The sequence below is a fragment of the Alcanivorax sp. VBW004 genome (assembly GCF_009718865.1).
Taxonomy (GTDB): domain Bacteria; phylum Pseudomonadota; class Gammaproteobacteria; order Pseudomonadales; family Alcanivoracaceae; genus Alcanivorax.
Window position 1 is genome coordinate 85,135 of sequence record NZ_WNHC01000001.1, and the last position, 15,231, is coordinate 100,365.

A 15,231-nucleotide genomic window follows, 5' to 3' on the forward strand; every position below is an offset into this window, starting at 1 on the left:
TTACCAGCGGCGCTCAAGGCGCTTGCGCAGTACTACTGCCAGAGTGTTCATGGTGATCAGGAACGCCAACAGCACCATAATTGCAGCGGAGGTCAGGGCCACAAAGGCCTGCTCCGGGCTGCCTGCCCAAAGGAAAATCTGTACCGGCAGCACCGTGGCCGCATCCAGCGGTCCGGTTGGCAATTCAACAATAAAGGCCACCATGCCGATCATCAGCAGCGGAGCCGTTTCGCCCAGAGCCTGAGCCATACCAATAATGGCACCGGTGAGCATGCCCGGCAGAGCCAATGGCAACACATGGTGCAGCACGACCTGCATCTTGGATGCCCCCAGCCCCATCGCAGCCTGACGAATACTCGGTGGTACCGCCTTAATGGCCGCTCGACTGGAAATAATGATGGTGGGCAGTGTCATCAGCGTCAGCACCACACCACCCAGCAGCGGCACCGAACGCGGCATGCCGAAAATGCCGATAAATACAGCCAACCCCAACAGGCCGAAGATAATAGAAGGCACGGCTGCCAGGTTGTTGATATTGACTTCAATGAAATCGGTAAAGCGATTTTTCGGCGCGAACTCTTCCAGATAAATCGCTGCTGCCACGCCAATAGGAAAGCTCAACCCCAGCGTCACCAGCATGGTAAAGAAGGAGCCCAGAATCGCACCCAGCATACCCGCCTGCTCCGGCTCACGGGAATCACCGCGAGTGAACAATGACTGGTTGAAGCGCATTTCGATCAAGCCTTCGGCCTCAAGCTCTTCCAGCCAACCGCGCTGTTGTTCAGATACCCTGGCAGCTTCGCGCTGCTCCGCATTGCCCTTTACAAACAAGTCCGCGGCATCATCCAGCTGCACGCGCAAGGTACGCGTCTCCCCGATCAGGGCTGGATCTTCCTCAAGCATGCTGCGCAGCTCGTAGCCCGCACCATTACTGATTATTCCATACAGCTCTTTTAAATTTTTCCTCTCGTCCACACCTGGAAACTTTTCACGCAGAGCTTCACGCAACGCACCGTTGTAATTACCGTAAAGCACTTGCTCTTGATCCAGTGGATCATCGATTTCCAGAACAGCCGCATCAAAGGTAACGTCCAGAGTGACGGTATGTTCAATGAAAGCACTATGACCTTTACCAATAATGTCAGTGAACAAAATCACCAACGCCATCAGGCCGATCAGAATGGAACCGATACCAAATGCCTTGAAACGCTTCTCTGCACGATAACGGCGGCCCAGCGTTTTACGAACCTGTTCAGTCGTTTTACTCATTTCAAATTCCTCCAGGCCCAGCCTAGTCGTACTGCTCGCGGTATTTTTTCACGATGTGCAATGCCACCATATTCATTACCAGTGTGGTAATGAACAACATCAGGCCCAGCGCGAAGGCCGCTAGTGTCTTGGCACTGTCGAATTCCTGGTCGCCGGTTAGCAAGGTGACAATTTGTACCGTGATGGTCGTTACCGACTCCAGCGGATTGATCGTCAGGTTGGCGGCCAAGCCAGCGGCCATCACCACAATCATGGTTTCACCAATCGCCCGGGACGCCGCCAGAAGAATGCCGCCCATGATGCCCGGCAAAGCGGCGGGGAAAACCACTTTCTTGATCGTTTCCGAGCGGGTTGCGCCCAAGCCCAGTGAGCCGTCGCGCAGTGCCTGGGGAACGGCGGTAATGACGTCATCAGCCAGGGAAGATACAAACGGGATAATCATTACGCCCATCACCAACCCGGCGGCCAGAGCGGACTCAGAATCCACGCTCAAGCCAACGGATTCGCCAAGGTTGCGAATAAAGGGCGCCACGGTCAGCGCGGCAAAAAAGCCATAGACAACGGTCGGCACACCAGCCAACACTTCAAGTGCTGGCTTGGCAAATGAGCGCACACGGGCCGGGGCGTACTCGGCCAGATAAATCGCCGACATCAGACCCACCGGCACCGCCACCAACAACGCGATGGCAGAGATTAACAAGGTACCTACAAACAGCGGGATCGCACCGAAAGCCCCTTGTGCCGCCACCTGATCAGCACGTAACGCAGTCTGCGGACTCCATTGCAAACCAAACAAAAATTCCGTTACCGGGATCTTGCTGAAAAACTGCATGGACTCGAACAGCACGGACATCACGATGCCCACGGTGGTAAGAATCGCCAGCGTTGCGCATACCATAAAAATGGTTTGCAGCACGCGCTCTACTTTCTGGCGCGCACGCATGCGTGGTGACACCTGCAGCCAGGCCCAGGCGGACCCCAACATGGCCAGCACAAGAACCACAACCGTCATTGCCATGCCACTGAGATTTTGCAACCGGCTCAGCTGCTCCGCTGCCTGCGCCACGTCCTGACTCACGAAGCTTGCCGGTATTGCCCCCGAGGCCACATTTTGTATTTGGCTAATCACCAGATTCATCGCTGCCGGGTCTGCCGGCTGCGCTGACTCCGCCATGCCACCCACAACAACGGCGCGGATAATGCTGTTTTCAAAAGCCAACCAGGACGCCAACACCAGCAATGCGGGCAACGCACTCCAGATAGCCGAACGCATGGCAAAATAGAATGGCAGTGAGTGCAGGTGACGAATGCCCCCCAACGGCCTTGCCAAAATCAGGGCCCGGCGGTGGCCCAAGTAATACGCCCCTGCGATCATCACCAGCAGAAGCAATAAAAGATTACCGGTTTGCATGCGGTGCTCCAGTGAGTTTTTTCTCGCAAACGCGTTGCAGCGCTTGCGGCAAAAAACAAATCATTTAAGGCGAAAAAACCCGGTGATGTTACATCACCGGGTCAAAGCATCCCTGCTTTTATTTTTCGTCCGGTGTTCTATTTAAACTCTTTGCCAGTCATCGGCTTCAGATTTTTAGCCTGCTTGCCCCACTTCTCACGCTCACTGTCAGCAGAAGGAATCAGACCTTTTTCTACCAGGTAACCATCGTTACCCCAAGCGCGCTCGCTGGTGAATTCCTTCACGTAGCCTTCGATCCCCGGTACCACACCCACGTGGGCTTTCTTCACGTAGAAGAACATGGAACGGGACATCGGGTATTCGCCGCTGCTCACAGTCTCAGGACCTGGCGCTACGCCACCGATGGTCACTGGCTTAACAATGGAAGTATTTTCTTCCAGGAAAGAGTAGCCAAAAACACCCACAGCGTTAGGGTTGGACTCCAGCTTCTGCACGATCAGGTTGTCGTTTTCACCTGCTTCGACATAAGCGCCATCTTCACGGATGCTACGACAAACCGATTTATACTTGGACTTGTCTTCGCTCTTCATGGCCTTCAGCCAAGGGAAGGTCTTACAGCCCCCTTCAATGCCCAGCTCGTTGAAAGAATCACGGGTACCGGAAGTCGGCGGCGGACCTACCACTTCGATTTTCACGTTGGGCAGCGCCGGGTTCACTTCTTTCCAGGTCTTGTACGGGTTGGCAACCAGTTCTTCCTTACCGTTCGGGTTCGGCACTTCCTTGGCGAGAGCGAGGAACAGGTCACGCAAGGAGATATCCATGTCCTTGGCGTTCACTGAGTTGGCAACGGCCAAACCGTCGTAACCGATCTGAACTTCGGTGATTTCTTTTACGCCGTTCTTCTGGCACAGCTCAAACTCAGAGCTCTTCATGCGACGGGACGCGTTAGTCACATCCGGGTGCTGCAGGCCAACGCCCTGACAGAACAGCTTCATGCCGCCGCCAGAACCGGTAGATTCGATTTTCGGGGTCGCAAAATCAGTATTGCGGCCAAAACGCTCGGCCACCACGGTGGCGAACGGGTATACCGTGGAAGAACCCACGATGGAAATAGTGTCACGAGCCATCGCAGTACCCGGTACGCTGGCCATGGCCAGAGCAGCAGCGGCACCTGCCAGTGTTGCTTTCATTTTAACGTTCACAATAAGCCTCCTAGTTTTGGCACCGGCGCTTGTTGGAAGTATCCACCCCGGTTTGTTTTGCGCGTGTTGCAAGCCAGTTCATGTTTCAGCACTGCGCATGCTAGAGAGGGTTTGTGACAACCACATTACAGCAAGAGCGAATTTAGGCTACAACCCATCGTCACCGCGCCACGCAAGGCGCCCCCGCTGAATGCGTGCTGCCTGTGGCGTTTTCCGTATAATGCCCATTTTCAGCGATTTGCCGACAAGAATGACAAAACAACGCCTACTACACTGCCAACAATGGCTAACCGCCTTTACCACGGCCATCGGCCGGGGCAGCGCCTGGCTGGCCCTGCTGCTGGTGCTGGGCATGGTGCTGGTGGTGGTGCTGCGCTACGGCTTCGACATCGGCAACATCGCCCTGCAGGAGTCCCTGACCTACCTGCACGGCGGCCTGTTCATGCTGGCCATCGCCTACACCCTGGCCGAAGACGAGCATGTCCGCGTGGATGTGCTCTATCAGCGCTTCAGCCCGCGCGGCCGGGCCTGGGTGAATCTGCTGGGTACGGTATTCCTGCTACTGCCCGTGTGTGTAGCCATTTTCTGGTTGTCACTGGACTATGTGGCCAGCAGCTGGCGCGAGCAGGAAGGCTCCGCCAATGGCGGCCTGCCTTTTGTCTACCTGCTCAAGACCCTGCTACTGATCCTTCCTTCCCTGCTGACCGTTCAGGCAATCGCTGAACTGCTGCGCCACGGCCTCACGCTGCTGGGCGCCACACCGCCCCCCCGGGTCAGCGAGCATGATACGCATCCGGAGGAGGGCCTGTGATGGAATGGCTTCCTCTGCTGATGTTTGTGGCCGTCTGCCTGGTGTTGCTCACCGGCTACCCGGTGGCCTTTGCCCTGGGCGGCACCGCGCTGCTGTTTGCGGCCGGCGGCATCCTCACCGGCACCTTTTCTCCCTCCGACCTGACCTTTGTGCCCAACCGGCTGTTCGGGATCATTGAGAACAGCACCCTGATGGCGGTACCGCTGTTCGTGTTCATGGGGGTAATGCTGGAAAAATCCCGGGTAGCGGAAAAGCTGCTGTCCAGCATGGGCCAGCTGTTCGGCCCGTTACCTGGCGGCATGGGGCTGGCGATCATTCTGGTGGGCGCCCTGCTGGCCGCCAGCACCGGTATCGTTGGCGCCACAGTGGTGACCATGGGCCTGCTCTCGCTACCCACCATGCTGCGCCAGGGCTACCAGCCGCAGCTGTCCACCGGGCTGATCTGCGCCACTGGCACCCTGGGGCAGATTATTCCGCCCTCCATTGCGCTGGTGTTGCTGGGCGATGTGCTGGCCAACGCCTACCAGGACGCCCAGCTCAAACAGGGCCTGTGGTCGCTGGACACCGTGTCGGTGGGGGACTTGTTTGTCGGGGCGCTGATTCCCGGCCTGATTCTGGTGGGGCTGTACCTGCTTTATGTGGTGGTAATCAGCCTGTGGAAACCCCAGTGGGCACCGGCCTTCGCGGCCACTGACGGCGACCCCCGGGGCTGGCGCTCCCTGCTGGGCGGCCTGGTTCCGCCGCTGCTGCTGATTGCGGCAGTGCTCGGCTCCATCCTCACCGGCAAGGCCACCCCCACAGAAGCGGCCGGTGTCGGCGCCTTCGGCGCTCTGCTGCTGGCCGCCGCCAATCGGCACCTGAGCCGAACCATTCTTGGCGAGGTGGTCCGCGCCACCAGCCGGGTCACCGCCATGGTGTTCATGATCCTGATCGGCGCCAGCCTGTTTTCGCTGGTATTCCGGGGATACGGCGGCGAAGAAGCGGTGCACAACCTGTTCGCCGCCATGCCCGGCGGTGTCATCGGTGCCACCGTGATGGTGATGCTGCTGATTTTCCTGCTCGGTTTCATTCTCGACTTTATCGAGATCACCTTTGTGGTGGTGCCCATTGTGGCACCGGTGCTGCTGGGCATGGGGCTGGACCCGATCTGGCTTGGCGTGATGATCGCGCTGAACTTGCAAACCTCGTTTCTGACCCCACCCTTCGGGTTCGCGCTGTTCTATTTGCGCGGGGTGGCGCCACCGGAGGTAAAAACCACGCACATTTATCAGGGCGTGATACCCTTTATTGCCATACAATTAATCATGCTGGGCATTCTGGCATTATTCCCGGAACTGGCCACCTGGCTGCCGCATACGCTCTACGGATAACAACATGACCGACCACACTGACGACACACCCCAGCCGATTGGGACCCTTGCCATCCAGACCATTGCCATGCCGCAAAGCGCCAACTGGAACGGCGATATTTTCGGCGGCTGGCTGGTATCACAGATGGATCTGGCCGGTGCCGTCACCGCCCGCAAAAAAGCCCGGGGCCGCGTGGCCACCGTGGCCATTGATTCCATGGCCTTCCTGCGCCCGGTCCCCGTGGGCGCCGTGGTGAGCTGCTACACCCAGCTACAGGACATCGGCCGCAGCTCCATGCAGATTCTGGTGGAAGTGTGGGTGCGCGAAGACACCGGCACCCTGTCGAAAGTCACCGAAGGCCACTTTACCTTCGTGGCCATTGATGACACCGGGCGGACACGGGCCGTGCCGAGGGACTGAGTTCAAAGTTTAAAGTTGAAAAGCGCGAGCTGGCAGAGTGCTACATAACGACTTTGTGCCCGCGCTTCATGGGTCAAGCGCGGGCACAAAGGTATTCAAATGGCTACGTTCTGACCCGCGCCTTTGAACTTTCAACTTTTAACTTGTAACTCACTACGCACGTTCATATACGACTGCTCTGCCACGGCCATGGTCTGCAAGGACTCGTCGCGGAAACGGCGGTAGGAGTTGTACACCTTGCGCGCTTCCTTGTTGCCCGCCACCAGCGTTTCGATGACTTCATCGCTGGCGTCTTTCAGGGCCTTGAGCACATCGTCAGGCAGACGGCGCAGCTTCACGCCATGCTTGTTAACCAGCTCATCGAGAGCCGCATTGTTGCGAGCGGTGTACTCGTCGAGCATGTCCTGGTTTTCAGACTGGGCGGCGTAGCGGATGATCGCCTGCAGATCCGCCGGCAACCCTTCCCACACCTTCTTGTTGATGGTCAGCTCCAGCGTCGGGCCGGGCTCCTGCCAGCCGGGATAGTAGTAATACTCCGCCACCCGCTGCAGACCAAAGGTCAGGTCGTTATAGGGGCCAACCCAATCCGCCGCATCAATGGCACCGGTTTGCAGGGAGGTAAAAACCTCGGCACCGGGCAGCTGTACCGGCGTAGCGCCGACCTTGCCCAACACTTCTCCCGCCAGGCCGGGCATGCGCATCTTCAACCCTTTCAGGTCCTCAATGCTGTTGATTTCCTTGTTGAACCAGCCCGCCATTTGCGTACCGGTGTTACCGCAGGCGAACGGCTTCAGGTTGAACTGGGCATACAGGTCATCCCACAGTTCCTGGCCGCCACCGTGGTGCAGCCAGCCATTCATTTCCTGGGCGGTTAGGCCGAAGGGCACAGCGGTAAAGAACGGCGTGGCCGGGTGTTTGCCTTTCCAGTAATAGGCGGCGCCATGGCCCATTTCCGCGCTGCCCTGGCGCACCGCATCGAACACTTCAAAAGCCGGCACCAATTCTTTCGCGCCATAGACCTTGATCTTGATCCGCCCTGCGGACATTTCTTCCACTCGCTTGGCAAAGCGGTTCGCCCCTGCGCCCAGGCCCGGATAGTTCTTGGGCCAGGTAGTGACCATTTTCCATTCGTAGGTCTGCTGGCTTGGCGCTTTCTTCTCGGGCTCCGGCGGTGCCGCCACCGTCTCGTCTGTCGGCGGGCAATCTTTCTGTTCGCAGCCGGCCAGTGCCAGGCCACCCAACCCTAAACCCAGAGCAGAAACAAATTTACGGCGATCCAATGGAGTATCCTCCGATCCAGTGCAGCTGTGAGCCGCAACGTTTTCGTTTTTACGCGGGCAGGACGCCAAACGCCAAACGCCTGACGAGTACGCATCCGGCGTCATGCATCAGGCGCCCAGCCGCTCTATATCACTTCCAGCCTTGCGTACTGGCTGACCAGCCACTTGGTGCCGGCGCCGTCAAAATTGATTTGCAGGCGCGCGTTCGGCCCCTGCCCTTCAAAGTGCAAGATAGTGCCTTCCCCGAATTTCGGGTGCAGCACCCGCGCGCCCAGGCTGATGCCGTTGGATTCGGTTTCCCGAATGGGCCTGGCCGCCCCACCCATGGGCCGGCTAAACCCGGCGCGGGCGCGGATTTCTTCCAGCGTTTCGGCGGGAATTTCACGCAGGAAACGGCTGGCCGGATTGTAGTTCTCGTTGCCGTACAGACGGCGACTTTCCGCGTGGGTCAGGTACAGCTCGCGCATGGCCCGGGTCAGGCCCACATAACAAAGGCGGCGCTCTTCCGCCAACCGGCCCGGTTCCTCGCTGGACATCTTGTGCGGGAACAGGCCTTCTTCCATACCGGTAATAAAGACCACCGGAAACTCCAGCCCCTTGGCCGAATGCAACGTCATCATCTGCACTGCATCCTCGTGGGCGTCGGCCTGGCCTTCACCGGATTCCAGCGCCGCGTGGTCCAGAAAGGCGGTGAGGCTATCCAGCTCGGAGTCTTCATCCTCGTCACCGAATTCCCGGGTAGCGGAAAGCAGTTCGCGCAGGTTTTCCAGTCGTTGCTGGCCCTTCTCGCCCTTTTCCTTGCCGTGAAATTCCAGCAGGCCGCTGGCTTCGATCACGTGTTCGGTAGTTTCCGCCAGTGACAATCCCTCGCACTGCTGCTCCAGCTGGGCAATCAGATTCAGGAACACGGCCAGCGCATTGATGGCGCGGGCGCTAAGCAACTGCTCACCAACCACGGCCTGGGCGGCCTCCCACAGGGACACGCTACGCTGGCGCGCCACCTCACGCAGGGTTTCCAGAGTCTTGTTGCCAATGCCGCGGGTAGGCGTATTCACCACCCGTTCGAAGGCCGCATCCGCATGGCGGTGGCTGAGCAGGCGCAGATACGCCAGCGCGTTCTTGATTTCCACCCGCTCGAAGAAGCGTTGTCCGCCATAGATACGGTAGGGAATCCCCGCCTGCAGAAACGCCTCTTCCAGCACCCGCGACTGGGCGTTGGAGCGATACAGCACGGCCATTTCCCGCCGCGCGGTGCCTTCCTGAAACAGCTTGTCCATGCGCCCGGCAATAAAACGCGCTTCGTCCACTTCGTTGAAACCGGAATAGAGACGAATCGGGTCGCCATCACCGCCCTCGGTCCACAACTCCTTGCCCAGGCGATCGCTGTTATTGCCGATCACCGCGTTGGCAGCTTTCAGGATGGTGCCGGTGGAGCGGTAGTTCTGCTCCAGGCGAATGGTGCGGGTATCCGGGAAGTCACGACTGAATTTGTGAATGTTCTCGATCTTGGCACCGCGCCAGCCATAAATGGACTGGTCATCGTCACCGACGATAGTGACCGCATTGTTCTCGTCCGCCAGCAACCGCAGCCAGGCGTACTGAATACTGTTGGTATCCTGGAATTCGTCCACCAGAATGTGCCGGAAGCGGCGCTGATAGTGGCCACGCAGATTCTCGTTGTCGCGGAACAGCTCCAGCACCCGCAGCAGCATTTCGTTGAAGTCCACCAACCCGCCACGCTCGCAGGCGTCTTCGTAGGCGAAGTAGATCTTCTGCATGGTCAGCGCGAACAGATCGCCGCCCACATCCATATGACGGGCGCGCAGGCCCTCATCTTTCTGGCCGTTAATGAACCAGGTGGCCTGCCGGGCCGGCCAGCGCTGCTCATCCAGCCCCAGTTCCTTGCTCACCCGCTTGATCAGGCGAATCTGGTCGTCCGCATCGATGATCTGGAAGCCCTGGGGGAGCCCGGCCTCCTGCCAGTGGGCCCGCAGCAGCCGGTGAGCAATGCCGTGGAAGGTGCCCACCCACATGCCGTCGGCGGACATATCCAGCAGCTGCTCAATACGCCCACGCATTTCCGCGGCGGCCTTGTTGGTAAAGGTCACCGCCAGAATGCCAAACGGCGAGGCCTGTTCGGTGGCGATCTGCCAGGCGATCCGGTGCACCAGCACTCGGGTTTTTCCCGAGCCGGCCCCGGCCAGCACCAGCAAATGTCGGTCATCGGCAGCCACCGCATCGCGCTGGGCCGGGTTCAAGCCATCAATAAGGGAAGTCACATCATCCATGGCGCGGAAGTTTAGCAGAATGTCTTCGCCTGTGATGCCCGCCTGCAAAGGCATTTTGCACCTCCCTGCCCGGCTTTCTCCCGCTTTCCAGCTTTCCTCCCGGTGCTTCATACGAAAGTCGGTTTCCCTCGCCCCCTACCTGTGGGTAAACTGGAAAACAAAAACACTCGGCCCCGAGCCAGAGGAAGCATTCACGGTGTCTTCGCAGTCTCCATCATCCCAGCCAGTACCACCGTTCAACGGTGTACTTAATGAACAGTGCCAATTGCTGCTAAGCGGCATTGCCGCCCTGTTGCTGCTGGAAAGTGCAGCCGCCATTACCCTGGTCTGGGCTTACTGGTTTACCCCGATTGCCCACCAGCCCCTGCTCATCTGGCTGGGTGTCATCGCGGTGATACAGATTGCCCGCCTGCTGGTTCTGCCCTATTGCCGTCGCCGCCTGGATGCGCAGGAAACCATGCCGTTCTGCCGCCGCATGCTCTCCGGGCTGGCCCTGTCCACGCCGCTACTGCTCGGCCTGGCCGGCTACCTGTTCAACCCCCTGGAAACCCTGTTCTCACCGCAGATGCTGGGCGCGCAGCTGGTTTGCGCCTGCCTGGGCCTGGGCCTGAGTGTCATGGCGCTGGCCGCCTACAGCAGCCATTTCCCCACCGTATTTCTGTACCTGGTGATGCTGCTGGGCCCGGCCGTGACCCGCCTGGCTGAAACCCAGCAACACCATCCGTTTTCACTGGTTGTGCTGATGTCACTGCTGGGGCTGTTCTTCCTGGTCGCCGCCCGCCGTATCAACCGCACCGGCCACCAGGCGATGATGCTGCAGGCCAGCAACCGCTCCCTGATTGATTACCTGAACCGGGCCCGCAGCGATGCCGAAGCCCTGAACGAGAAACTGGCCCAGGAAATCTACGAGCGCAAGGAAGCCCGCCAGCGGCTGCAGGAAACCAACGAACGGCTGGAAAGCATGGTGCAGGAACGCACCCAGGCACTGGGCGAAACCAACACTGCCCTGGCCGCCACCAGTGAACGGCTGGAACTGGCGCTGGAAGCCAGCAACATCGGCCTGTGGGACTGGATGCTGGATACCGGGCGCAACTACCACACCAACTTCGACCGCCTGCTGGGTTACGACAGCGCCTACTTCAAGAATTTCTTCGGCGACCTGGAAACCCTGGTTCATCCAGACGACCTGACCCGCATCCGCCGCGCCATGGTGTCGCACTTCAAGGGCGAAGACAGCCGCTACCACGCGGTCTACCGGCTACGCCACGCAGACGGCAGCTGGCGCTGGATTGAGGATGAAGGCCGGGTGGTATCCCGCAGCCGCGACGGCCGCGCCACCCGCATGATCGGCACCCGCCGGGACATCACCGATGACCGCCAGGCTCAGGAACAGCAACGCCTGGCCGCCACCGTGTTCGAAAACGCCCCGGAAGGCATCTTCATCCTTGATCAAGAGTTCCGTTTCCTCGCCGTGAACGCCCGCTTTGAACAGATCACCGGCTATTCCGAGTCCCTGGTCATTGGCCGCCGCATCCTCGAAGAAGAGCAGACTCAGCCCAACCGGGACACCTACCTGAGCATTACCACTGCCCTGCAGGAAAGTGGCTTCTGGGAAGGGGAAATCAGCGAACGCCGCCGCAACGGCGAAATCTTCCCCGAATGGTTGCAGATGAGCGCCGTCCGTGACGAGCAGAAACGGGTGATCCGCTATGTGGGGATGATGTCCGACCTGACCACCCGCAAGGAAACCGAACAACAGCTGCAGTTCCTGTCCAACTACGATCGTCTCACCGGCCTGGCCAACCGCACCCAGTTCCGTGAGCACCTGCACAAGTCGCTGACGCTGGCCCGCCTTAACCGGGAAAAAGTGGCCTTGCTGATGATCGACCTGGACCGCTTCAAGCCGATCAATGAATCCCTCGGCCATGAAATCGGTGACCGCCTGCTCAAGGCCGCCGCCGAACGTATTGCCCAACATGCTGGCGGCGAAGAAGCCCTGGCCCGGGTAGGCGGTGATGAATTCACCCTGCTGCTGGAGAATCACGGCGGCGAAAGCGGCATCAGCCAGCAATGCCAGAAACTGATCAACGCCATGAAAAAGCCGTTCCTGATCGACGGCCACGAACTGCTGCTGGGCGCCAGCATCGGCATCAGCCTGTTCCCGGATACCGCCAAAGAAGCCCAAAGCATGATCAACCAGTCCGACATGGCGGTGTATCAGGCCAAACGCAGCGGCGGCAATAATTTCCAGTTCTACCGCAGCAACATGCGCGTGGCGTCAGTGGAACAGCTGGCCCTGGAAACCAGCCTGCGCAAGGCCATCTTCAAGAACGAATTCGTGGTGTACTACCAGCCGAAAATGGAGCTGGCCAGCAACCGCATCACCTCGGTGGAAGCACTGGTGCGCTGGCAGCACCCCACCATGGGCCTGCTGCCGCCAGCGGACTTCATTCCCCTGGCCGAAGAAACCGGGCTGATTTCCGCCATCGGTGAACTGGTACTGGAGCGCTCCTGCCGCCAGGCCCACAAGTGGTACAAACAGGGGTTGGGCAACATCTGTGTATCGGTAAACCTGTCCGCTCACCAGTTCCGCAAAGGCAACGTGGCAGAAATCGTGGACCGGGTACTGTCCACCACCGAACTGCCCCCGCACCTGCTGGAACTGGAACTCACCGAAAGCCTGATCATGGAAGACATGGAGCAGAACATCGAACTACTCCAGCAACTGCGCACCCGGGGCATTGAGCTGGCACTGGACGATTTCGGCACCGGCTATTCGTCGCTGAGCTACCTGAAGCGCTTCCCGGTGGACACCCTGAAGATCGATCGCTCCTTCATCATGGACCTGGACAAAAGCCCGGACGATGCCGCCATCACCCGCGCCATCATCGACATGGCCCACAGCCTGAAGATGAACGTGATCGCCGAAGGGGTGGAAACCGAAGAACACCTGAGCATCCTGCGCGACATGCATTGCGACAGCATCCAGGGCTACCTGCTCAGCCGCCCGGTGCCGGAAAACGAGTTGCTGGAATTGCTGCACACCCAGGCGTATCGAAAAGCAATTGATAATTAATAGTTAATAATGAATAACTCGCGTGTTTGCGCTGCGGGGTTTTCAAACGCAAGAGGCCGCGTCCAAAGTCAGGGCGCGGCCTCTTGCGTTTACAGGGACAATCAATGTTGTCCCGCGCGTTATTAATTATTCATTATTAACTATTAATTAAGCAGCTCCAGCGTCTCCTCCGCCTGAAAATACCCCGCCAGATGCCGACGCAGCCACGCTTCCAGCAACCCTTCGCTCTGCAGCTTGGCCATCACTGGCGGCAGGAAGCGGCGGGCATCACCCAGCATCAGCTCGCGGGTGACGCCCAGCTCATCCAGCAGGCCGGTGAGGCTGGTATCGCCATATTTATCAAAAAAGGCCTGCACCCCCGACTCCAGCATGGCATTGAAGTAATCCGTGTGGCGCAACTCGCGCCAGTACTCGAACACGATCACGAACAGCTCCTGAATATCCTCGCTGCTCACCAGCTCCTTGAGATCCGCCACCGGACGCTGGCCAAAGTCCTGCCAGGCGACCTTCACCAACTCACGCAGCTCGTCCAGGTTCTCGTCCCGGTACAGATACGGGTCACTCAGCAATTGTTCCATGCGGCGTAACAACCACTCCTGCAACCGCGCTTCCAGGCTGGACAGCCAGCGCTCCGGCAAGCGTTTGCTCAACTGGCTGCGCAGGGGGCCGGGCAAACCCTGATGCAGCAACGTCTTGAGCCCCAGCTGGGCGCCACCCGCCAGCAACGCCAGCAGCACCGGATTACGTCCCAGCCAGGCCATGCCTTCACGTGACAGAGGAATTTCCAGCCCTTTATCCAGCAGCGCCATCACCACGGCTTCGTCGATCACCTCCTCCACGATGCGTTCGCTCTGAATGGCGTGGTCATAGAAACGCTCAACCATATCGCCCACCAGCTCGGGAATCGCACCGCTGATATCCATCTGCACCGCGTATTTCTGCGCCGTGGCAAAAATCTGGTCAGCCTGCACCCACTGGTTCAGGGAATAACCTGCCGCCCGTTCAAGGACATAATCCAGCTCATCAACAATCAGCGAGTCCAGCTGCTCCGGCGAGAGACGCGCCAACAGATATTCGACCAGCCCATCCAGTAAACGATTTGCTACTTCCTGTTTATTACTCGCCATTTTTTGCCTTTCCCGATGAAAAGTTCTTGATGCTGCGCACATCGATTGTATCATTGAATGATGTAACAGTTGCGGAGGGACGCACAATGGCGATCTCGATACTCCCCATACGTCGAAACCTGAAATTCAACCTGAACCCGGCCAAAGCACTGACCTGGCACCGGGACGGCCTGAATGTCAGCCAGTTCCTCAACACCATGAGCCTGTTTTTTCCGGTGGGTGAGCGCTTCTTTATCGACAGCGTCCGTCACTATCGCGACCAGATTACCGACTCGGAGCTGAAAAAGGCAGTGACCGCCTTTATCGGCCAGGAAGCCATGCACGGCCGTGAGCACGAAGAATACAACGACTTCGTCGCCCAGGCGGGTATTCCGCTGCATGCCCAGGAAGCCTTTGTGGCCAAGCTGCTTGGCGCTGCCCAGCAATACAGCCCCAAATCGTTTCAACTGGCCGCCACCGTGGCGCTGGAACACCTGACCGCCATTCTCGGCGGCGGCCTGCTGGATCTGCCCGAACTCATGGAAGGCGCCGACGAGGGCTACAAGGCCATCTGGAACTGGCACGCCCTGGAAGAAACCGAACACAAGGCCGTAGCCTTCGATGTGTACCGCACGGTGATTGGCGACGACAGCGATCTGGGCGCCTACGCCCTGCGCAGCGGCACCCTGGTGCTTGCCACTGGCATTTTCTTTGCCCTGTTTATCCCCTTCTACCTGCACAACGTGCGCATCAAGGGCGGCCTGACCGACCTGAAAGGCTGGCGGGCCGTGGCCAAACACACCTGGGGCCGCAAAGGGATCTTCCTGAACATCACCAAACCCTGGTTCGACTGGTTCAAACCCGGCTTCCATCCGTGGGATCACGATAACAGCGAGCAGCTGCAAAACTTCGAAGCCCTGCTTGGCGACCTGCTCAACGAGGAAGCCGCCTAACCGTTTTACTTCACCGAGCTCTCCCTTTTCCGGTGACTTTCAGGGTCGGCACTTTGCCGGCCCTT

The 15,231-nt window shown here is 59.0% G+C and carries 11 protein-coding genes; 5 read left to right on the forward strand and 6 right to left on the reverse strand.

Features of this window, described 5'->3' with window-relative positions:
* The 3 genes from pstA to F1529_RS00450 all read right to left on the reverse strand — a co-directional run bounded on the left by pstA (position 1) and on the right by F1529_RS00450 (position 3,870).
* Positions 1 to 1,269 (reverse strand): phosphate ABC transporter permease PstA, encoded by a 1,269-nt coding sequence (gene pstA, locus F1529_RS00440; protein ID WP_155131097.1) that lies wholly within the window; start codon positions 1,267 to 1,269, stop codon positions 1 to 3.
* 22 nt (positions 1,270 to 1,291) lie between these two features.
* Positions 1,292 to 2,680, reverse strand: coding sequence for a phosphate ABC transporter permease subunit PstC (pstC, locus tag F1529_RS00445; protein WP_155131100.1), 1,389 nt, complete (start codon positions 2,678 to 2,680; stop codon positions 1,292 to 1,294).
* Between the two features lie 137 nt (positions 2,681 to 2,817).
* The gene (locus tag F1529_RS00450; RefSeq protein ID WP_155136792.1) at positions 2,818 to 3,870 is read right to left on the reverse strand and encodes a substrate-binding domain-containing protein; all 1,053 of its coding nucleotides are present in this window, start codon (positions 3,868 to 3,870) and stop codon (positions 2,818 to 2,820) included.
* A 262-nt stretch (positions 3,871 to 4,132) separates the two neighbouring features.
* Between F1529_RS00450 and F1529_RS00455 the strand changes: the two genes are divergently transcribed.
* From F1529_RS00455 to F1529_RS00465, 3 genes are read left to right on the forward strand one after another with little or no spacing between them, the layout of a single operon-like run.
* Entirely contained in the window at positions 4,133 to 4,693 is a 561-nt protein-coding gene (locus F1529_RS00455) for a TRAP transporter small permease subunit (protein WP_155131103.1), read from the forward strand.
* Positions 4,693 to 6,063: a TRAP transporter large permease subunit gene (locus F1529_RS00460; RefSeq protein WP_155131106.1), complete on the forward strand. Its 1,371-nt coding sequence runs from the start codon at positions 4,693 to 4,695 to the stop codon at positions 6,061 to 6,063. Before F1529_RS00455 ends, F1529_RS00460 begins: the two co-directional genes overlap by 1 nt.
* Before the next feature lie 4 nt (positions 6,064 to 6,067).
* Complete coding sequence (locus F1529_RS00465) at positions 6,068 to 6,463, forward strand: acyl-CoA thioesterase (protein WP_007149898.1); 396 nt, start codon at positions 6,068 to 6,070, stop codon at positions 6,461 to 6,463.
* Between the two features lie 131 nt (positions 6,464 to 6,594).
* Here F1529_RS00465 and F1529_RS00470 read toward each other — a convergent pair whose 3' ends face one another.
* Both F1529_RS00470 and uvrD read right to left on the reverse strand, forming a co-directional pair.
* Positions 6,595 to 7,743, reverse strand: a complete 1,149-nt coding sequence (locus F1529_RS00470; RefSeq protein WP_155131109.1) for a TRAP transporter substrate-binding protein — start codon at positions 7,741 to 7,743, stop codon at positions 6,595 to 6,597.
* Between the two features lie 125 nt (positions 7,744 to 7,868).
* Positions 7,869 to 10,031: a DNA helicase II gene (uvrD, locus tag F1529_RS00475; RefSeq protein WP_155136795.1), complete on the reverse strand. Its 2,163-nt coding sequence runs from the start codon at positions 10,029 to 10,031 to the stop codon at positions 7,869 to 7,871.
* Positions 10,032 to 10,227: 196 nt separating this feature from the next.
* On the opposite strand from uvrD, the gene F1529_RS00480 reads away from it, so the two are divergent.
* Positions 10,228 to 13,107, forward strand: a complete 2,880-nt coding sequence (locus F1529_RS00480; protein WP_290519039.1) for a GGDEF domain-containing phosphodiesterase — start codon at positions 10,228 to 10,230, stop codon at positions 13,105 to 13,107.
* A 143-nt stretch (positions 13,108 to 13,250) separates the two neighbouring features.
* Here F1529_RS00480 and F1529_RS00485 read toward each other — a convergent pair whose 3' ends face one another.
* Positions 13,251 to 14,234 carry a hypothetical protein gene (locus F1529_RS00485; RefSeq protein ID WP_007148994.1) on the reverse strand — a complete coding sequence of 328 codons (984 nt, stop codon included), beginning with the start codon at positions 14,232 to 14,234 and terminating at the stop codon, positions 13,251 to 13,253.
* Between the two features lie 86 nt (positions 14,235 to 14,320).
* Here F1529_RS00485 and F1529_RS00490 point away from each other — a divergent pair, with 86 nt between their 5' ends.
* The gene (locus F1529_RS00490) at positions 14,321 to 15,166 is read left to right on the forward strand and encodes a metal-dependent hydrolase (protein WP_007150621.1); all 846 of its coding nucleotides are present in this window, start codon (positions 14,321 to 14,323) and stop codon (positions 15,164 to 15,166) included.
* Positions 15,167 to 15,231: the final 65 nt, after the last annotated feature.

Excerpts from the sequence above, each read along its gene's own strand:
- pstA (WP_155131097.1), bottom strand. The coding sequence starts at position 1,269 with ATGAGTAAAACGACTGAACAGGTTCGTAAAACGCTGGGCCGCCGTTAT.
- uvrD (WP_155136795.1), bottom strand. The coding sequence starts at position 10,031 with ATGGATGATGTGACTTCCCTTATTGATGGCTTGAACCCGGCCCAGCGC.
- pstC (WP_155131100.1), bottom strand. The coding sequence starts at position 2,680 with ATGCAAACCGGTAATCTTTTATTGCTTCTGCTGGTGATGATCGCAGGG.
- F1529_RS00460 (WP_155131106.1), top strand. The coding sequence starts at position 4,693 with ATGGAATGGCTTCCTCTGCTGATGTTTGTGGCCGTCTGCCTGGTGTTG.
- F1529_RS00490 (WP_007150621.1), top strand. The coding sequence starts at position 14,321 with ATGGCGATCTCGATACTCCCCATACGTCGAAACCTGAAATTCAACCTG.
- F1529_RS00450 (WP_155136792.1), bottom strand. The coding sequence starts at position 3,870 with ATGAAAGCAACACTGGCAGGTGCCGCTGCTGCTCTGGCCATGGCCAGC.
- F1529_RS00455 (WP_155131103.1), top strand. The coding sequence starts at position 4,133 with ATGACAAAACAACGCCTACTACACTGCCAACAATGGCTAACCGCCTTT.
- F1529_RS00485 (WP_007148994.1), bottom strand. The coding sequence starts at position 14,234 with ATGGCGAGTAATAAACAGGAAGTAGCAAATCGTTTACTGGATGGGCTG.
- F1529_RS00465 (WP_007149898.1), top strand. The coding sequence starts at position 6,068 with ATGACCGACCACACTGACGACACACCCCAGCCGATTGGGACCCTTGCC.